Below are 18502 nucleotides of genomic sequence, written 5' to 3' on the forward strand. Positions count from 1 at the left end.
CCCCTACCGCATCGTACATTGTCCCGGACCCGAATCCTGCCCCCCATGAGCACCCGCACCCGGCGCCAGCGCCCTTCCGAAAGCGACCCGCACGAAGCAGAAAGCGTGTTCGCGTACGAGACCGCCTACGGTCTCGACGACGACATCACCGACGACGATATCGAGGAGTTCCTATACTCGAAGGAGGCTGAGGATCAGAAGCCGGGCTTCTGGAATCTGCCCACCGCCGCCGGCCTATCCACGATCGGCGTCGGCTCGGCGTACCTCCTGCAAGAGCTCGGCCTGTTCTCGTCGGGGTTCGACTTCTCGGCCCTCGTCGGCCCGTGGCTGATCGGCGTGCTCATCATCCTCATCGGGTTTGGCGTGCTCTCGTGGAGCCCGAACCGGAAGAAGCGCAAGCAGAAGCAGCGGGCGCAGGCCGCCCGTCGCCGCGCTCGGAGCGAGTCGAGCCGGACTGCCGCCGGGGCGAGCCGCCGCGAGCAGCGGAAAGAGCGCAAGACCGAGCGCCGCGAACGCTTCGCCGAGCGGCGGCAGAAGTTCACGAAGTCGCGCACGAACAAGAAGATCTTCGGCGTCTGCGGCGGGATCGGACAGGCGTTTGGGATCGACCCGACGCTCGTCCGCATCGCGTTCGTGATCGCACTCATCGCGGCCGGCGGCACGGCGATCCCGATCTACCTCCTCCTCGCGTGGCTCATGCCCAACGGCGACGCCGTCGCCTCGGACATCGCCGACTCCGACCTCGACGACGACCGCCTCATCATCATCCGGTGAGGCTCGCTTCCAATCCTGCCCCGGCCAAAGCAGAAGGGCCGGCTCCCGCGTCGGGAGCCGGCCCTTTCTTTTTCGCTGTAAGCGGACAGGCTATTTACCCGGCGACTTCGGCGCTCCACGCTTCCTGCGTGTTGCGGATCGCCTGCGGGCCCACCGTGCCGTCGAACACCTTGTTCTCTGCCGCCAGCTCCTTCGCGACGACGTCGCAGACGACCTTCGAGAGATCGACGAGGATCGGCGTGAGGTCCTTGAGGTGCCGCAGCGCCATGTCAGCGACCTCGCCGTTCTTCAGCGCGAGGGCCGTCGTGTGGAGCATGTGGTACGACACCGCGGCTAGGCTCGTGGCCGTGTAGTCGTCGCGGATCATGCGCGAGACCTCGTCGTCGCGGACGCGGTCGTAGAGCCCGGCAACGAAGCCGAGCGCGCCGCCGATGGCCTCCTTGACAGCCTGCTTCACGTCACCGCCGTCGCGGGCATCGATCTTGGTTTCGATCGCTGTGCAGTGCCGTTTGAGCGTGGTCTGGAGCGTGGTGACGACGCGGCTCGCCTCGGGATACTTCTTGAGGTCGTCGTCGTCGAGCTGGCGTTCGACGGCTTCGAGGATGTGCTTCTCGACCGCGTGCATGTCGGTGAGATAGGTGTTGAGCACGGCTTCGGGATTCTTCATGTCGATGCAGAGGTGTCTGAGAGGGGAAAGTGCCGGGCGGGCGTCCGTGCCTAGAAATCGGACGGAGGCCGGAGATGAGAAGACGTGCGGCCGAGCCCACCGGATGGTAGGCCGATTACACCGAAAACGCCCCCCAACGTTCCCTTCCGGTCCAGATTCTGCAGGGGAAGCGACCGTCGTGATTCCCCCTACGCGTCCCTCCGAAGCCCCCGTCAGACGCCCGGCGCGTTGAGGGCGGGCAGCGTGCCGGCGACGGCGATGTGCAGCGCGTCGGCGTCGAGGTGGCGGCGCACGGCGGCGTTGACGGCGTCGCAGGTGAGCGCTTCGATGAGGCGCGGGTGGCGGTCGAGGTACGCCGCGCCGAAGCCGCGCTCCTCGTTGATGAGGAGGGACGTGGCGAGGCCCCCCGTCGTCGCGAGGCCGACTTTGTAGGTGCCGGTGAGCGTCGTCTGCTTCTCAGCCAACTCGTCTTCGGTCACGCCCTCGGCCACGAATCGCCGGACCTGCTCCAGCGTCGCCTCGATGCCGCGTTCGAGCGCGTCGCCGCTGAGCGTGACGGCGATGCGCCAATAGCCGTCGAACTCGACCTGCACGCCGGTGAGCGTCGAGCCGATGCCGTACGTCAGCCCTTGCTCGTCGCGGACGGTGCTCATGAGGCGGGCCGAGAAGTTGCCGCCGAGGATGTAGTTGCCGACGTAGAGCGGGAGGTAGTCGTCGTCGTCGCGGCGGAGCGCGAGGGCGTGGCCCATCCGCACGTCGAGGTTCTGCCGGTCGGCCATCGGGACGTCGACGCGGCCGGGCGGCGCGGGGTCGGGCGCCGTCGCGAAGGGGGCCGTGTCGGAGGGCACCGCCCAGTCGCCGAGCGCGTCGGTGACGGACGCGGCGACGGCGTCGGGGTCGAGGTCGCCGGCGAAGGCGAGGAGGAGGTCGCGGGCGCCGAAGTGAGCGGCGTGGTAGGCCCGGACGTCGTCCACCGAAAGCGCTTCGAGGCGAGCCAGATCACTAGCGGGAGCCGAGCGGTAGTTCGGGTGATCGGCGGGGAAGAGCCGGCGGGCGAGCGCGTCGGCCGCCTGTGCGCTCGTGCTGTCGAGGGCGCGGCGGAGCGAGGCGGCGTGCTGCGCCTTCACCTTGTCGAACTCGTCGGCGTCGAAGAGCGGATCGCGAAGCTGCTCGGCGAGGAGGGCGAGCACGTCGGGCAGGTCGGCGCGGAGGGCGCGGCCGGAGACGCCGCAGCGGAGGCCGTCGGCGCTAAAGTGGAGTTGGACGCCGCGGTCTTCGAGCGCCTCGGCCACGGCGAAGCGGTCGCGGTGGCGCGTCCCCTTATCGAGCATCATCGTCACTAACTTCTGCTCCAGCTCCTGCCCCGACCCGAAGTCCGGCCGCGTCACGAACGAGCCCCGGAACGAGACGACGCGGTCCACGGGCGTCGGCAGCATCAGCACGCGGGCGGCGCCGCAATCGGCCTCGTGCGTGCGTTCGGCGAAGGAGAGCGTGGTGGAAGTGGCGACGGGTGACGACATAAGTAGCTAATGTTGTGCCCTACCGTGTCAGTGAGAGGACGAAGGGCGCGGGGGGCATGGAGGGGGGTGGAGAGCAGGGAGCGGTGGGGCAACTTTCTGATTATTCTTTTCTCTCCTTTCCCTCCACCCCTCCCATGCCGTCAATCGGATCCTCCTCGCGGGTAACGTGCACGGCACACGGCATGGGTTAATTGGAAGAGGGACGGCCGGGCTCGTCGGCGTCGGGCAGGATGGGATCGTAGAGGCCGACGGTCATCGTATCGCGCTGGAACGTGCGCTGCGCCGCGGCCTGCACGTCGGCGAGGGTGACGCGCTCGATCCGGTCGATGTACGTCGTGAACAGGGTCCAGTCGCCGGCGGCGATGGCCTCGTTAAGCTCGGAGGCAACGGCGTACGGCCCGTCGCGCCCGAACGCTTCCGACGTGACGATCTGGTTCTTCGCGCGGCGCAGTTCGGCCTCGGTGATCCCCTCATCGGCGATGGCTCGGAGGGCGTCCCACAACGCGGCCTCGACCGTAGCGTGCGTCACGTCGGGCGCGAGTGCGCCGTAGACGATGAAGAGTCCGGGATCGCGGAGGCGCGGGGCGTAGGCGAACACGCTCGTCGTCAGCCCCCGGTCCGTCAGGTAGCGGTAGAGCCGCGCGCTCTTCCCCCCGCCGAGCGCCACGCCGAGCACGTCGACGGCGTCGGCCGCCGGGTCCAGCGCGGCGACGGACTTGAAGCCGAGCATCACAGCCCCGAGCTGGCCCGCCGTGCGGACCGTCACGCGGCGCTCGCCCTGCTGCGGCGGCTCCTCGGTGACGTTGTGCTCGAAGGGGTCCGGCGCCGCCGTGATCGCGCCGAAGTGCTGCTCGATGAGGGCAAGCGCCTCGGCGCGGTCGAAGTCGCCGATGACGGAGGCCGTGGCGTTGTCAGGCCAGTAGTACGTGTCGTAGAAGTGGCGGAGCCCCTCGGCCGTGACGCGCTCGACGTCGGAGCGCCAGCCGATGGTCGGGTGGCCGTAGGGGTGGGCGAAGAAGGCCGTCGCGTAGAGCGCGTGGAGCAGCTTCCGCGTCGACTCGTTCTCGCCCCGGTCGAGTTCGTTGAGCACCACCGTTCGCTCACTCGCGAGGTCGTCGGCGCTGACGCGGGCGTTCCGCATCCGGTCGGCCTCGATCTCGACGGCGAGCCCCAGGTGCTCCTTCGGCAGCAGCTCGTAGTAGTTCGTCCGGTCGTACCACGTCGTCGCGTTGATCTGCGCGCCGACGCGCTGGAGCACGGGGAAGATGCTCGTGCCGCGGTCCTTGTGGAAGCGCTCGGTCCCCTTGAACATCAGGTGTTCGAGGAGGTGTGTCGCCCCCGTCAGCCCGGCCCGCTCGTTCCGGCTGCCGACGCGGTACGTGACCATGAACGTGGCGACGGGCGCCGCTGCCGAGGGCAGCAGGAGGACTTGCAGCCCGTTCGCCCTCAGCCGGTACTCCTCGATCCCACCGGAGGTCTGAACGTAGTCGAACGCATCGTGCTCGACGGGCGGGAGATCAGCAACTTGCATGGCAACGGGGTTGGTGGAGGGCAAGGCATGCACTTCGCGGACGGAGGTTCCTCCCGAAGCTGAGGGATGCGCCGCGAACCGGCGCCCCCTCGTTCAGACGGAGCGGCCCAGCCCCCCGTCGACCCGGAGGCTCTGCCCCGTGACGTAGCGGGCCGCGTCGGAGAGCAGAAACGCGACGGCGTCGGCGACCTCATCGGCCGTCCCGGCCCGGTCCATCGGGATCCGCGCCACCGTCGGCTCGGGCACGGGGAAGGTATCGATGAAGCCCGGCAGCACGGCGTTCATCCGAATGCCGTCGGCGGCGTAGCGATCCGCAAAGAGCTTGGCGAAGGCGCCGAGCCCGGCCCGCAGCGCCGACGACACGGGGTAGTCGAGCGTCGGCTCGATCGCGGCGAACGTCGAGATGTTGACGAAGCTTCCGCCGCCCTGTCGCTGCATCGCGGGGACGACGAGGCGGGCGAGGCGGACGACGTTGAGCAGGACGAGGTCGAGCCCGGCGTGCCAATCGGCATCGCTGAGAGCGAGGAGGTCCCCTCTCGGCGGATGGCCTGTGTTGTTGACGACGGCGTCGATCCGACCCCACCGGTCGAGGGCGGCGTCGACGAGCCGCTGCACATCGTCGGGCTCGGTGACGGAGCCCCGCACGGCGATGGCGCCGAGTTCGTCTGCGAGCGCGTCGAGGTCGTCGCTGCGGCTGAGCAGGGCGAGGCGGTAGCCGTCGGCGGCGAGGCGGCGGGCGACGGCTGCGCCCATCCCCCGGCTCGCGGCGGTGACGAGGGCTACGCGGTCGGATCGGTCGGTCATAACGTGTCTCAGTGGTGCGCGTCGAGCCCGTATTTCTTCAGCGCCGTCGCCACATCGAGCTTCGGTGCGCGGAGGCGGCCGTCGCCGAGGTGCTCAGCGGCATACGGGTCGATGTTGTCGACCTCCCACTCCCCGCCGCCGACGTCGAGCACGATCACGTCGAAGGTAAACGCGGTCTCGGTCATCGCCCGTAGCCAGTGCACGTTGTTGCGCTCGTCCGAGATCGACGAGTACGAACCGGGCCTCGCAACCGCATCGACCGTCGGCTCGATGACCATGTGCGTGGCGTCCTCCTCCACCTTGTCGAAGTGCCGGAGGTGGAGGTCGCCCTGGAGCACGTAGTGACAGGAGACCATGTTGCGGTGGCCGTGCGGGATGATAGCCCGGTCCCGCTGCATCCCGAACACTTTGCTGTGGAACGCGAGGCGCTCGGGCAGCCCGTCGAGCGCGGGGAACCGAACGCGCTCCGTGTTGACGCCGCGGTCGGGGTAATCGAAGCCGCGCACCACGCGGTCGAAATCGACGCGGAGGAGGAGGTCGTGGAGCGGGACGTTCCGGTAGAGCGCGTCGATCTGATCCTGCCACTCGCTCGGCGTGATCCGCCCGTCGCGGAGGTCCAGGCTCATCGTTTGGAGATCGCGCAGCCACCGGTCCGTGATCGGCCGCACGTCGCGTCCGAACGCGTCCCGCGCGGCGAGGGTGTGGAAGAGCGCGTACGACGCGACCGCCTCCACGAGCGTTTTGGAAAACTCTCGACGTTCCATGAGTCTATGCTATTGGGTGCAGGAGGTTAGACCCAAATTACGCTCATGCGCCACCGCTCTCCAGCGAGAACCCGCCAGCTTACGTCCTGCCGGAGCCATCCCGCATCAGTGCGCGTCGAGCCAGTTGTCGCCGACGCCGATCTCGATGACGATGGGCACGTCGAGCGGGAGCGCGTCGGCCATCTCCTCGCGGGCGAGGGCTTTCATCGTCTCCACCTCGGCGTCCGGCACTTCGAAGACGAGTTCGTCGTGGACCTGCAGGATCATCCGCGTCGCGAGGCCCTCCTCCCGCAGCCGCCGGTGGATGCGGACCATCGCGATCTTGATCATGTCCGCTTGGGTGCCCTGGATCGGCATGTTGACGGCGATGCGCTCGGCGAAGGCGCGGTCGTTGGGGTTCCGGCTGGCGATCTGCGGGACGTAGCGCCGCCGCCCGAGGAGCGTCTCGACGTAGCCGCGCGCCCGGGCTTCGTCGAGCAGGCCGTCGAGGAACTCGATCACGCGGGGGTACGAGGCGCGGTACTGATCGATGAGCGCCTGCGCCTCGCTGTTGCCGATGCGAAGGCGCTGGGCGAGCCCGAAGGCGGAGATGCCGTACGGAATCCCGTAGTTCACCTGCTTTACGCGGTCGCGCTGGGCGCGCGTCACCTCGTCGTAGTCCACGTCAAACACGCGGGCCGCCGTCGCGGTGTGGATGTCCTGCTCCTGCCGGAAGGCCTCGACAAGGTCGGGGTCACCGGACATCGAGGCGATGATGCGGAGCTCGATCTGCGCATAGTCCGCGGCCATCAGCACGCAGCCGGGCTCGGCGACGAACGCGCGGCGGATCTCGCGGCCAAGCTCGGTGCGGATCGGGATGTTCTGGAGGTTCGGGTTGCTCGACGAGAGCCGGCCCGTGGCGGTCACGGCCTGGTTGAAGTCGGTGTGGACGCGGCCGGTGTCGGGGTGGATCAGCTCGGGCAGCTTGTCGACGTACGTCGATTTCAGCTTCGACACCTTCCGCCAGTCGAGGATGAGCGCCGGCAGCGCGTGCTCCTGCGCGAGTTCGCTGAGCACTTTCTCGTCCGTCTTCGGCTGCCCCGTCCGCGTCTTGCCGAGCGGCTGGAGGCCGAGCCCGAACGTGGGCGCCTCCTCGGCGAGTTGCTTCTTCGTCTTCGGCTTCGCCCCAGCGTCGCCCGCGACCTCGCCCGCGTCGTAGTCCTTCATGTCCTGGAACCAGGTCTCGTACGCCTGCCGCTCCTCCTCGGTCGGCGGCGGGTTGAACAGCACCTCGCCGATTTGCTTGGGCGAGCCGATGCCGAATTCGCGCCCGGCCTCGGCGTAAATCTGCCCTTCGAGCTCGCCGAGTTGGGCGTCGAGCCCTTCGCGGATCGTCGCGAGCACGCCCTCGTCCACCTTCACGCCCGCCATCTCCATCGCGGCGAGGACGGGGACGAGCGGGAACTCGATCTCCTCGGCGATCTGGAGTAGCCGGCCCTTCCCCCCGTCGATCTTCTTTAGCTCCTCGGTGAGCACGGGAACGAGGCGGAGCGCGATGTCGGCGTCTTCGCAGGCGTACGGACCGACATCCTCGACCGGCACGTCGCGCATCGAGAGGGCGTTTTTGCCCGTCCCGATGAGGTCGGTGATGGGCTGCGGGCGGTAGTTGAGGTGGAAGCTCGCCACGTCGTCGAGCTTGTGGCTGGCCTCGGGGTTGAGGAGGTAATGGGCGATCATCGTGTCGAAGACGGGCCCGCGCACGTCCACGCCGTGCCGCTTCATCACGACGAGGTCGTACTTCACGTTGTGGCCGACCTTCGGCAGCGATTCGTCTTCGAGCGCCGCGCGGATCGGGTCGAGCGCCTTCTGCTCCGGCGTGCCGTCGGGGAGCGGCGTCGGGACGTAGACCGCCGCCTTCTCCCGCTGGGCGAGCGAGACGCCGACGAGCTCCGCCACCATCGGGTCGACGGAGGTCGTCTCCGTGTCGAAGCTGAGCTGCTCGGCGTCGTTCACGAGGGCTTCGGCGACCTCGAGCTCGTCGCGTTCCCACACCGTTTTATAGTCGACGGCGTCGGCGTCGAGCGCGGTGACGGGCTCGTACGGACCGAAGTCGAAGCTCAGCGAGGGGTCGTTCTCGGGCAGCAGCGTCGTCCGGCGGGGCGCGCCGCCGGAGCGCTCGCGCGTCCGGCCCTCGGCGTAGTCGCGAGCGCGGCTGCGGAGCCGGCTTCCGAACCCGACCTCGTCGAAGAGCGCGTTGAGTTCGTCGAGGTCGGGGTCGGTGCGGCGGAGCGTGTGCCAGTCGACGTCGAGCGGGACGTCGGTGCGGATCGTGACGAGCTGCTTCGAGAGGCGGGCGTCGTCGGCGTGGTCGGTCATCCCCTCGCGGGCGCGCTTGCCCTTGAGGTCGGCGGCGTGCTCGATGATCGTCTCGACGTCGCCGTACTCCTGGACCAGGGCCACCGCCGTTTTCTCGCCGATGCCGGGCACGCCGGGGACGTTGTCCGACGAGTCGCCGATGAGGGCGAGGAGGTCGATGAACTGGCGCGGTTCGAGGCCGCCGTACTTCTCCGCGAAGGTCTCCGGCGTCTCGCGGTCGAACGCCTCGCCCTGGTACGGCGGTCGGAGCATGTGGACGCGGTCCGAGAGGAGCTGCCGGAAGTCCTTGTCGGCCGAGAAGATCACGGCGTCGACACCCTCGGCCTCGGCCCGCTTCGCGAGCGTCCCGATCACGTCGTCGGCCTCGACGCCCTCCGCTTCGAGCACGGGGATGTCGAACGCCTCGACGAGCCGCTTGATGAGCGGGATGTTCGACTTGATCTCGTCCGGCATCGGCGGCCGATGCGCTTTGTAGTCGTCGTAGAGTTTGTCGCGGAACGTCGGCGCGCCGCCGAGCTTGTCGAAGACGACGGCGATGTGCTCGGGTCGGTGCTCTTCGAGGAGCTTGAGGAGGGCGCCGGCGAAGCCGTAGAGCGTCCGCGTGTCGGTCCCGTCGGGGGCCGAGAGCGAGGCGTTCTTCATCGAGAAGAACGCGCGGTAGGCGAGCGCCATCGCATCGGCGAGGAACAGCGTTTCGCGCTCATCGCCGGATGCGCTGCCGGATGCGTCGGCGGGCGCTTCGGTGTCGAGGTCGTCGGGCAGCGTCACCTCGACGCGGGGAGCGGGGTCGGAGGCGGAGAGGTCAGAGAAGAGGTCGAGCTCGGACATGGAGGACGTGGGCAGAAAGGCGTGTGCAAAAAGACGCTTAGAAACTACGCCCGGTCGGTGACAGCGCTCCGTCGCGTGGTTCGCCGATTTTCGCCCTGGCTTTCCTTACGTCGCACGGGTTAGTTTACCCCCTCCCTCCCTCTCCCCTCGCCTCCCTGCATGCTCCGAGCCCTCGCCCTCCTCGCCGTCCTCGCCCTCCCCACGGTCGCCACCGCGCAGTTCAGCGCCACGGCCCGCCTCGACCCGATCCGGCCCGACCGGACGCCGCTCGCCGCCGCCGCGGAGGTCCCCGACGTGTTCCTCCTCGGGCTCGACGGCACGACGCCGCTCTTCGTCAACCCCGCCCGCGCGGCGCGCGCCGACGACCGCTTCGTCTACGGCACCGTCGGCGACATCGAAAGCCAGTTCGGGTCGGGCGTGCCGATCTCGTTCGACGCCCTCTTCGGGACGCGGGACCGCCGGTGGCTCGTCTCCATCGATAACGCCATCGCTTCGACCTCCTCGACGAACGAGGCGGCGTTCACGCGCATCACCGAGCCCGACGGCGGGACGACCGTGACGAACGATCAGGACCGCCTTCAGCAGCTCGACGCCGACCGTGTTGCGACGCGGGCCCGCGTGGTGCTCGTGGGGCGGACGGACTTCGGCGGCTACGCCGTCGGCCTCTTCGGCGGCTACCGCACGAACCGCACCGAACGGTTGACCGACGACACCCGACGCAATGTGACCGATCAGACGTTCGGCCCCACGCGGCGGGTTCAGTCCAGCCGACAGCTCTTCGAATCCTTGCTCGACGAGGGCACGGACGAGTACGGCATCGGCATCGAAGCGGCCTTCGCCGGGAAGCGGTGGGACCTCGCCGCGAGCCTCTCGTACCAGGGTCGCACGACATCGATCACGCTGGTTAATTCGAACCGCAGCGAGCAGGAGTTCGTCGAGATGTCCGGCGGCGAGATCGTCTCCTCCAACCTCAGCCGCATCGAGCAAGACAACGAGCGGGAAGCCGACGCCTCCCCCTCCGGCGTAGACTTCGAGATCCTCGGCACGATCCGCAGCGGACTCAGCCGCGGCGACTACCTCTTCGGCCTCGTCACGGGCACGTTCGCGAGCGGGTCGGCCGACCTCCGCACGGAGGACTTCAGCGAGCAGACGATCCAGACGCAGTCCGGCGGCGAGACCTCCGTCGACGTCATCACGTTCGAGGACGACGCTGCGTTCGACCGAGACCTCGGCACGTGGGCCGGGCGGCTGTCCCTCGGCTACGTGTACGCGCACAAGCGGCGCGGCCTCACCGTCCTCGCCGGGGTGAACCCCCACGTCACGTTCCTGAGCGCCGACTTCCTCGACGCCTCGCTCTTCACGCCGTTCGTGGGCACCTTCACCGAAGTCGACGACCGGACGATCAGCCTCGACCTCCCGCTCCACGTCGAGGCCCCGGTCTCGCGGCGGCTCGCCCTCTTCGGCGGCGGGCTCTACCGCTACACCTTCGCCTCGTTCGACGTCGCGCAGCGCCCCATACGCGGCGAAGACGAGCCGCCGATCCCGTTCCCGGTCGTGATCGAGGAGAGCCAGCGACGCGAGACGGACACGGTGTTCACGAATGCCCGACTCTATGCCGGGGCGCTCCTCACGCTCCGTTCCGGGCTCACGGCGCAGGCCGCGTTCCGGGGCGATCTCGCGGCGTACTCGGGCTGGACGGTGTCGATCGGGTACCGTTTCTAAACGGGGAATTGGAGCGGCGGGCTGCGAGGAGGGCGTAGCTTGGAACCTCCCTCTCGCCCTCCGCCCTCCCCGCATGAAGCTCCTCCTCTTCGACATCGACGGCACGCTCCTCACCACGAACGGCGCGGGCCGCCCCGCCGTCGAGGCCGCCCTCTCCCACGTCGCCGGGTTCCCCGTTTCGACCGAGGGCGTCTCGTTCTCCGGCAAGACCGACCCGCAGATCCTCCGCGAAGTCCTCACCCGCAACGGCGCCGACGACGCCCTCCTGAACGGGCGGTTCGCCGACGTCGTCGAGGCGTTCCGGGCGACGATGCACGACCTCTTCGACCCGGCCGAGACCGACGCGCTCGACGGCGCCACCGCGCTCGTGGACCGGCTCCACGGCGACGACCGCTTCCAGCTCGCCCTCCTCACGGGCAACCTGCAGGAGATGGCGTACCTCAAAGTCGGCGCGATCGGGTTCGACGACGGGCACTTCCCGTTCGGCGCCTTCGGCAGCGACCACGAAGACCGGAACGCGCTCCCGGCGATCGCGCGGCAGCGGGCACTCGCCCACACCAGCCGCGCCTACGGCGACGCCGACGTGATCATCATCGGCGACACGCCGCGCGACATCGAGTGCGGGCGCCTCGGCGGCTGCCGCACGATCGCCGTCGCCACCGGCCGCTACGACCGCGCCGCCCTCGCCGAGCATGACCCCGACGTCCTTCTCGACAGCCTCACCGACGCCGAGGCGTTCATCGCGTCTATCGTGGCCTGAGCCGGCGCGTCACGCGAACCGCCGCAGCGTGCGCTCCACCTGCCCGGCGTAGCCCGCGCCGAAGAGGTTGAGGTGATTGAGCAGGTGGTAGAGGTTGTACACCTCGCGCCGCGCGGCGTAGCCCGGCTCCAGCGGCCACGCCGCGCGGTATGCGTCGTAGAACCGCCGGTCGAACCCGCCAAACAGTTCGGTCAGGGCGAGGTCGGTCTCGCGGTGGCCGTAGTACGTCGCAGGGTCGATGAGTGCGGCGCAGCCGTCGGACGCCGGCAGGAAGTTGCCGCTCCACAGGTCACCGTGGAGGATAGAAGCGGGTGGGCTCACGGGCAGCCACTCGGGGAGCCGGTCGAGCAGCCGCTCGGCGGGGGCGTTCCACCGTTCGCGCCATCCGCCGCGTGATCGGGCGAGCGCGATCTGCGGCTCCAAGCGCTGTGAGCGGAAGAAGTTCGGCCACGTCATACGCCACGCATTCGGCTGCGGCGTGCGGCCGATGAAGTTGTCGCGCTCGAACCCGTAGCGCCCGTCGGCGGGCGTGGACCGATGCAACGCTGCGAGCGCCTCGCCGAACCGCTCCCAGAACGCCGCGTCGGTCCGGCCCGGCTCGATCCACCCCATCAGGAGTGCGCCGGGGCCTGTGTCGTCCGCGTTCCACGTCGCCATCACGTCGGGGACGAGTAGCGGGGAGGCGGCGTTGCGGAGCGCACGGAGCCCGGCGGCTTCGGCCTCGAACGTCTGCCCGGCTTCGCCCCCGCTCCACTTCAGGAAATAGCGTGTGCCGCCCGCCTCGATCCGCATCGCATTCGCGATGCAGCCGCCGCCTACCGGTTCGCTCCGACGGATGTCGCCGACGTGCGGGCGGAGACGGTCGACGACGGCATTGGGGAGATCGGGCACGGGATCAGTCCAGCCCGTACGCCGCCTTCAGCCGGTCGAGGATGGCGCGGCTCGTGCGCTCGACGATGTCGTACACGTTCTCGAACCCCTGCCGTCCACCGGTGTAGGGGTCGGGCACCTGGTACGTCTCCGGATTGGGGTCGAACTCGCGAAAGAGCCGGACGCGGGTGCCGTGGTCGCCGTCGGGGTCCAGGGCGAGCGTGTCGTGGAGGTTCGTCTTGTCCATCACGAACACGTGGTGGTAGTCGTAGAGGTCGCGGCGCTGGACCTGCCGGGCGCGGAGGTCGTCGATGCGGAGGCCGCGGCCCCGCGCCGTCGAGCGCATCCGCGCGTCCGGCATCTCGCCGACGTGCCACGCCCCCGTGCCCGCCGAGTCGACTTCGAAACGGTCGGCGAGCCCTTCGTCTTCGAGCAGCTTGCGAAAATACCCCTCGGCGAGCGGGCTCCGGCAGATGTTGCCCATGCAGACGAAGAGCACGCGGATCGGGTTGGGGGGCGTGGTCGGCTCCGTCGCGGTAGATTCGGGCGCGAGCGGGTCGTGGGCGAGGCGGGAGGGGTCGGACATGCGGAAGGGCGAGCTATGGGCGGAAGAGGCGATGATGGTACAGATGGCGCGAGACGGGGATTCGCAAATTATGTAGGAAGTGTCCCCTCACATCGCCTGGAAGGATCGCCCTTTCATGAGAAACTGAAACTAAGGGCGGGTCGCCGCGTGAACGGCTGAGCCTCCCACGAGGCATCCGCAGCCCCTGCGCGACCCGTATATTTGTCCGATCCACCCGCGCCGTTCCCGGTGCGCGCTGCAGTCCCTCTCCCATCGCCTCGCCCCGATGCCCCACGCCGCCTCCCTCACGCCCGGCCCCCTCCTCGCTCAAATCGATACGCCGGCCGACCTCCGAGCGCTCTCCGAAGACCAGCTCCCGCAGGTCTGCCGCGAGCTCCGCGACTACATCATCGATGTCGTCGCCGTGCACGGCGGGCACTTCGGGGCCTCGCTCGGCGTCGTCGAGCTGACGGTCGCGGCGCACTACGTCTACGACACGCCGCGTGACCTCTTGGTGTGGGACGTCGGGCACCAGGCGTACGGGCACAAGATCCTCACTGGCCGCCGCGAGGCCTTCCCGACGAACCGGAAGTACGGCGGGCTGAGCGGCTTCCCCAAGCGGTCGGAGTCCGAGTTCGACACCTTCGGCGTCGCCCACGCGAGCACGTCGATCTCCGCCGCGCTCGGGATGGCGAAGGCGCGCGACCTCAAAGGCAGCGGCGAGCGCGTCGTCGCCGTGATCGGCGATGGGGCGATGACGGGCGGCCTCGCCTTCGAAGGCCTCAACAACGCGGGAACGGCGAAGACCGACCTCCTCGTCGTCCTCAACGACAACCGGATGAGCATCGACCCGAATGTGGGTGCGCTCAACGAGTACCTCGCCTCCATCGCCTCGGGCAAGGTGTGGAACGAGCTCCGGGACGACATGTGGGACCTCTTCGAGCGGATGAAGGGCGTCGGCGGTGGGACGCTGCAGAGGATCGCCGCCCGCGTCGAGAACGGAATCAAGGCGACGATCACGCCGGGTATGCTCTTCGAGGCCCTCGGCTTCCGCTACTTCGGCCCCATCGACGGCCACGACGTGGAAGGGCTCGTGCACCGGCTGCGGGACATGAAGGACCTCAAGGGGCCGATTCTGCTTCACACGCTGACGGTCAAGGGCAAGGGCTTCGCCCCGGCCGAGGCCGATCAGGTGAAGTGGCACGCCTCGGGCTCGCCCTTCGACAAAGTCACGGGCAAGAGCCTCGCCGTCGCCACGCCGAACGGGAAGAAGCCGCCGAAGTGGCAGGACGTGTTCGGCCACGCGATGATCGACCTCGCCAAGCAGGACGAGCGGGTCGTCGGGATCACGGCGGCGATGCCGAGCGGGACGAGCTTGAAATACATGCTCGACGAGATGCCCGACCGGGCGTTCGACGTGGGCATCGCGGAGATGCACGGCGTCGTCTTCGCCGCCGGGCTCGCCACGCAGGGCTTCAAACCGTTCGTCGCGATCTACTCGACGTTCCTCCAGCGGGCCTACGACGGCGTCGTCCACGACGTCGCCCTCCAGGACTTGCCGGTCGTGTTCTGCATGGACCGCGCGGGCGTCGCCGGCGCCGACGGGCCGACGCACCACGGCGCGCTCGACATCCCGTTCATGCGTTGCGTGCAGAACATGGTCTGCGCCGCGCCGCTCGACGAGCAGGACCTCCGCGACCTGATGTTTACCGCCGCCCAGCACGACGACGGCCCCTTCGCCATCCGCTACCCGCGCGGCTCCGCCACGGGCATGGCGCTGCGCGACGGCTTCGAAGCGGTGGAGATCGGGAAGGGACGGAAAATCGCTGACGGCTCCGACCTCGCGTTCGTCACCTACGGCGCGATCGGGCAGTACGTGCCCGAAGCCCGCGAGCGCCTCCGCTCGCATGGCGTCGACGCCGCCCACTACGATCTCCGCTTCTGCAAGCCGCTCGACCACGCCCTCCTGCAGGAGGTGTTCGCGCGCTTCGACAACGTGATCACCGTCGAGGACGGCGTCGTAACGGGCGGCGCCGGCACGGCCGTCCTCGAATGGCTCGCCGACCACGGCGTGGCGCACGGCGAGGTGCTCCGCCTCGGTTTGCCGGACGACTTCGTCGAGCACGGCTCCCAGCGCGAGCTCCACGACGAGGTCGGGATCGGGCCGGATGGGCTCGTCCGCCACGCCCTCGCCCTGCTTGGGAAGGAGCAACACATCGAAGCGGCGTGACGCAGGCGGGCCGTGGCGGTGGCCTACGGTGCGCAGGCTTCGCGTTTGCGAAGGTGCAACCCCGTTGCTTTTCGCGGTCGCGGCATGGAGTTGAATCCGGCAGCCGACACCGGGCACGTAGATTGCAGGCTATCCTCGCGTTATCATTGATCGATACGCCCACGCATCGCGCGCTCCCCGGCCGACACGTTCCTCCGCTATGAATGAGCGGCTCGCCCATCGCACAGCCCCGCCCAGTGCTCCCCGGAGTACGTCGCCCCGCGTGCTCCCGCCGCCCGACGTTCCCGTCAGCTTCTGGCTCCGCCCGCTCGTCCTGGGTGCCGTCGTCGCCGGCATCCTCCTCGTCGCGCTCCTCCTGCTCTTCCTTCGGGACGACCCATCCGACACGGAGATCACGCCCGAAGAACTCGCCATCTTGATGGCCGAGCCGCCCCCACCGAGCGACCTCCCGCCCCTCTGGTCGACGCCGACCCGGCCCTCCGATCTACGCCTCCGCACGGAGCCGGCAGGAGCGGCGGTCCAGCTCAACAACGAGTGGATCGGCACGACGCCGGTCGAACTCGACGGGATTCAGCCGGGGTTCTATACGCTCCGCATCGCGAAGCCCGACCACGTAGCCAGGGATACCGCGTTCTACCTCGCCAGCGGTGCATCGATCGACCTCACCCTCCGGCTCCGCTCCACGCTCCCCGAGCCTAGCCTCGTAGAGCCGACGCCCTCCCGTTCAGACCCACTCGCTTCCGCCCGTCCCGATCGCACCGTGGAGGAAGCACCACGGAGCGTGCAGCAGCGTGGGCGCCCTGCGGGTGGAGGGGGTCCCCCGCTCGATTTCGATGTGGCGTCGCCCGAGGAGGTCCGTCAGGTGACGCACACGGGATCGCTCACGATCACGTCTAACCCGCCCGGCGCGATCGTCCTCGTCGACGGCGTCGTAATGGGGCGGGCTCCGCTTTCGCTCAACGAACTCAGCCCCGGGTCGTACGTCGTCACGCTTACGCTGCCGGGCATCGTGCCGCTCTCGTATCAGGCCGAGGTGATGGCCCAGTCCGTCGCCGTCGTCAAAGGCGACTTCTCCGTCCTCGTCGACAACTGAGGCCCGCGTGCTGGCGAAACATCCGAACGGCGACGCGTTGAACTCCCCCACCCACCCGTTGCCCCATGCTGTTTCCAACGCTCCCCCCCGACGCTCGCCTCTGGATCTTCACCGCCGACCGCTCGCTTTCTGAGTCCGATCAGGACCACCTACGCGATACCCTCGTCGGTTTCGTCGCCCAGTGGACCTCCCACGGCCGTTCCGTTCCCGGAGACGTGGCCCTCACCGAGGACCGGTTCGTGCTCGTCGCCGCGCACCTCGCCGGGGGCGTGTCGGGATGCGGCATCGACAGCCTCGTGCACGCGGTCGAGCAGGCCGGGTCTGCGATAGGCATTCAGTGGGTCGATGGGCTGCACATCGTCTTTCGAGACGAGGCCGGAGCCGTGGAAGTCCTCCCCCGCCCCGCCTTCCGGCAGCGCGTGCGCGACGGCGCCGTCACGGCCGAGACACCCGCCTTCGTCACGACGCTCGACACCGTTGGGGCGCTCCGCGAGGGCGGGCTCGCACGACCCGCCGGGTCAACATGGCACGGCCGCACGTTCCGCATCCCAGAGCCGGCGTAACACGAGCGTCCGCCCGACTTCGGGATCGCCCTCTCCGCGGGCCAGTCGGACGTGGCGGGGCGCAACCGGCGAGGCGTAGCAGCGGTACCTTTGGTTTCTGCCGTCGCCCCCCTCTCTGCCTCGCCCGTGCACCGTCCCGGCTTCGTCGAACGTTCCGCTGATCGCCTCGCCCGGATGGACGGGGCGCGGAGGGAGATCCTCGTGGCGGGGCTCGCGCTGCTGCTCGTCGTCGTGATCGGGACGGTCGGGTACGAGATCATCGAGGGGATGTCGTTCCTTGACGGGCTCTACATGACCTTCATCACGCTGACGACGATCGGGTTCAGCGAGGTCAACCCGCTTTCCGGCGCGGGCAAGATCTTCACGATCGCGATCTCTATCTTCGGCATCGGCATCGTCGCCTTCATGGCGACGCGGACCGCGCAGGTCCTCGTCCGGTACCAGCGCCTCCAGCACCGTTATATGGCTCGCAAGATCGAACGGCTCGAACACCACTACGTCGTGTGCGGCTACGGCCGCCTCGGCCGCCGCATCGTCGCCGACCTCATCGACGCGCGGCGCCCCTTCGTCGTGATTGAGCGCGACCCGGAGCGCGTGGAGCGGCTCGACGAGATCGGCGTTCTCTACGTCGAGGGCGACGCAGAGGACGACGACGTGTTGCAAGCGGCCGGTATCGAGCGCGCCGAAGGGCTCATCCTGACGCTGCCCGAGGACAGCGCGAACGTGTTTGTCGCGCTGACGGCGAAGGAGCTCCACCCCGGCCTCTTCACGCTCGCCCGCACGAACGAGCATAAGAACACGCAGAAGCTCCTCCGCGCCGGGGTCGACAAAGTGATCTCCCCGTACGAGATCGGGGCTGACCGGATGGCGCAGGTGATCCTCCGGCCTTACGTCGACCAGTTCATGGAGAAGGTGCTCCACGTCGGCGCGCTCGACCTGCGCATGGAGGAAGTCCGCGTCGAGGCCGCGTCCCTCCTCGACGGGCGCTCCCTTGCCGAGTGCGACTTCCGCCACCGGTTCAACGCCGTCGTCATCGCGCTCCTGAACGAGGACACGGGCGAGTGGCGGCTCAACCCGAGCCCCACGGCCCCGATGGGCGCCGGCGACATCCTCATCGTGCTCGGCAACCTCGACATGATCGAGCGGCTCCGCGATGAGGGGGGGATGCCGCCGGAGGACGGGCCGGGCCGGGCCCGACAGCGGCAGCGCGTGCAGCCCTGAGGTCAGTGGTCAGTGGTCAGTGGTCAGTGGTCAGTGGTCAGTGGTCAGTGGTCAGTGGTCAGTGAAAATATTCGTCCTCGGTACCTTTCCCAGCTTCCGTCCACACCTCCACACCTCCACACCTCCACACCTCCACACCTCCACACCTCCACACCTCCACACCTCCACACCTCCACACCTCCACACCTCCACACCTCCACACCTCCACACCTCCACACCTCCACACCTCCACACC

General features: G+C 68.8%; 15 protein-coding genes. 7 read left to right on the forward strand and 8 right to left on the reverse strand.

Going from position 1 to position 18502, the window contains the following annotated elements; genetic code table 11:
- The first annotated feature begins 45 nt into the window (after positions 1 to 45).
- A complete protein-coding gene (locus ABJF88_15090; protein MEP0548260.1) occupies positions 46 to 774 on the forward strand; it encodes a PspC domain-containing protein in 729 nt (242 codons plus the stop codon).
- A gap of 94 nt (positions 775 to 868) precedes the next feature.
- On the opposite strand, the gene ABJF88_15095 is transcribed toward ABJF88_15090, so the two are convergent.
- The 6 genes from ABJF88_15095 to ABJF88_15120 form a co-directional block, all read right to left on the reverse strand.
- Complete coding sequence (locus tag ABJF88_15095; GenBank protein ID MEP0548261.1) at positions 869 to 1441, reverse strand: hypothetical protein; 573 nt, start codon at positions 1439 to 1441, stop codon at positions 869 to 871.
- A gap of 212 nt (positions 1442 to 1653) precedes the next feature.
- Positions 1654 to 2961 carry a pitrilysin family protein gene (locus ABJF88_15100; GenBank protein ID MEP0548262.1) on the reverse strand — a complete coding sequence of 436 codons (1308 nt, stop codon included), beginning with the start codon at positions 2959 to 2961 and terminating at the stop codon, positions 1654 to 1656.
- 187 nt (positions 2962 to 3148) lie between these two features.
- Positions 3149 to 4492 carry a pitrilysin family protein gene (locus ABJF88_15105; GenBank protein ID MEP0548263.1) on the reverse strand — a complete coding sequence of 448 codons (1344 nt, stop codon included), beginning with the start codon at positions 4490 to 4492 and terminating at the stop codon, positions 3149 to 3151.
- Between the two features lie 93 nt (positions 4493 to 4585).
- Positions 4586 to 5296: an SDR family oxidoreductase gene (locus ABJF88_15110; protein MEP0548264.1), complete on the reverse strand. Its 711-nt coding sequence runs from the start codon at positions 5294 to 5296 to the stop codon at positions 4586 to 4588.
- 8 nt (positions 5297 to 5304) lie between these two features.
- Complete coding sequence (locus ABJF88_15115) at positions 5305 to 6060, reverse strand: hypothetical protein (GenBank protein ID MEP0548265.1); 756 nt, start codon at positions 6058 to 6060, stop codon at positions 5305 to 5307.
- 105 nt (positions 6061 to 6165) lie between these two features.
- Positions 6166 to 9243: a DNA polymerase I gene (locus tag ABJF88_15120; protein MEP0548266.1), complete on the reverse strand. Its 3078-nt coding sequence runs from the start codon at positions 9241 to 9243 to the stop codon at positions 6166 to 6168.
- Positions 9244 to 9402: 159 nt separating this feature from the next.
- Here ABJF88_15120 and ABJF88_15125 point away from each other — a divergent pair, with 159 nt between their 5' ends.
- Entirely contained in the window at positions 9403 to 10965 is a 1563-nt protein-coding gene (locus tag ABJF88_15125; GenBank protein ID MEP0548267.1) for a hypothetical protein, read from the forward strand.
- Between the two features lie 73 nt (positions 10966 to 11038).
- On the forward strand, positions 11039 to 11725 hold the full coding sequence (locus ABJF88_15130) for an HAD hydrolase-like protein (protein ID MEP0548268.1): 687 nt from the start codon (positions 11039 to 11041) through the stop codon (positions 11723 to 11725).
- A gap of 9 nt (positions 11726 to 11734) precedes the next feature.
- Here the strand turns inward: ABJF88_15130 and ABJF88_15135 are convergent, their stop codons facing one another.
- Positions 11735 to 12616, reverse strand: coding sequence for a fructosamine kinase family protein (locus ABJF88_15135; GenBank protein MEP0548269.1), 882 nt, complete (start codon positions 12614 to 12616; stop codon positions 11735 to 11737).
- A gap of 4 nt (positions 12617 to 12620) precedes the next feature.
- Entirely contained in the window at positions 12621 to 13181 is a 561-nt protein-coding gene (locus tag ABJF88_15140; GenBank protein ID MEP0548270.1) for a low molecular weight protein-tyrosine-phosphatase, read from the reverse strand.
- A 265-nt stretch (positions 13182 to 13446) separates the two neighbouring features.
- Here ABJF88_15140 and dxs point away from each other — a divergent pair, with 265 nt between their 5' ends.
- From dxs to ABJF88_15160, 4 genes are all read left to right on the forward strand, one after another.
- Positions 13447 to 15390 carry a 1-deoxy-D-xylulose-5-phosphate synthase gene (dxs, locus tag ABJF88_15145; GenBank protein ID MEP0548271.1) on the forward strand — a complete coding sequence of 648 codons (1944 nt, stop codon included), beginning with the start codon at positions 13447 to 13449 and terminating at the stop codon, positions 15388 to 15390.
- A gap of 262 nt (positions 15391 to 15652) precedes the next feature.
- A complete protein-coding gene (locus ABJF88_15150; GenBank protein ID MEP0548272.1) occupies positions 15653 to 16483 on the forward strand; it encodes a PEGA domain-containing protein in 831 nt (276 codons plus the stop codon).
- A 65-nt stretch (positions 16484 to 16548) separates the two neighbouring features.
- A complete protein-coding gene (locus ABJF88_15155; protein MEP0548273.1) occupies positions 16549 to 17046 on the forward strand; it encodes a hypothetical protein in 498 nt (165 codons plus the stop codon).
- Positions 17047 to 17172: 126 nt separating this feature from the next.
- On the forward strand, positions 17173 to 18267 hold the full coding sequence (locus tag ABJF88_15160; protein MEP0548274.1) for an NAD-binding protein: 1095 nt from the start codon (positions 17173 to 17175) through the stop codon (positions 18265 to 18267).
- Positions 18268 to 18502 lie beyond the last annotated feature (235 nt).

The organism is Rhodothermales bacterium, from assembly GCA_039944855.1.
Classification (GTDB): domain Bacteria; phylum Bacteroidota; class Rhodothermia; order Rhodothermales; family JANQRZ01; genus JBBSMX01.

Coding starts and splice junctions, on each gene's coding strand:
- ABJF88_15090 (MEP0548260.1), top strand. CDS start 46: ATGAGCACCCGCACCCGGCGCCAGCGCCCTTCCGAAAGCGACCCGCAC.
- ABJF88_15095 (MEP0548261.1), bottom strand. CDS start 1,441: ATGAAGAATCCCGAAGCCGTGCTCAACACCTATCTCACCGACATGCAC.
- ABJF88_15100 (MEP0548262.1), bottom strand. CDS start 2,961: ATGTCGTCACCCGTCGCCACTTCCACCACGCTCTCCTTCGCCGAACGC.
- ABJF88_15105 (MEP0548263.1), bottom strand. CDS start 4,492: ATGCAAGTTGCTGATCTCCCGCCCGTCGAGCACGATGCGTTCGACTAC.
- ABJF88_15110 (MEP0548264.1), bottom strand. CDS start 5,296: ATGACCGACCGATCCGACCGCGTAGCCCTCGTCACCGCCGCGAGCCGG.
- ABJF88_15115 (MEP0548265.1), bottom strand. CDS start 6,060: ATGGAACGTCGAGAGTTTTCCAAAACGCTCGTGGAGGCGGTCGCGTCG.
- ABJF88_15120 (MEP0548266.1), bottom strand. CDS start 9,243: ATGTCCGAGCTCGACCTCTTCTCTGACCTCTCCGCCTCCGACCCCGCT.
- ABJF88_15125 (MEP0548267.1), top strand. CDS start 9,403: ATGCTCCGAGCCCTCGCCCTCCTCGCCGTCCTCGCCCTCCCCACGGTC.
- ABJF88_15130 (MEP0548268.1), top strand. CDS start 11,039: ATGAAGCTCCTCCTCTTCGACATCGACGGCACGCTCCTCACCACGAAC.
- ABJF88_15140 (MEP0548270.1), bottom strand. CDS start 13,181: ATGTCCGACCCCTCCCGCCTCGCCCACGACCCGCTCGCGCCCGAATCT.
- dxs (MEP0548271.1), top strand. CDS start 13,447: ATGCCCCACGCCGCCTCCCTCACGCCCGGCCCCCTCCTCGCTCAAATC.
- ABJF88_15155 (MEP0548273.1), top strand. CDS start 16,549: ATGCTGTTTCCAACGCTCCCCCCCGACGCTCGCCTCTGGATCTTCACC.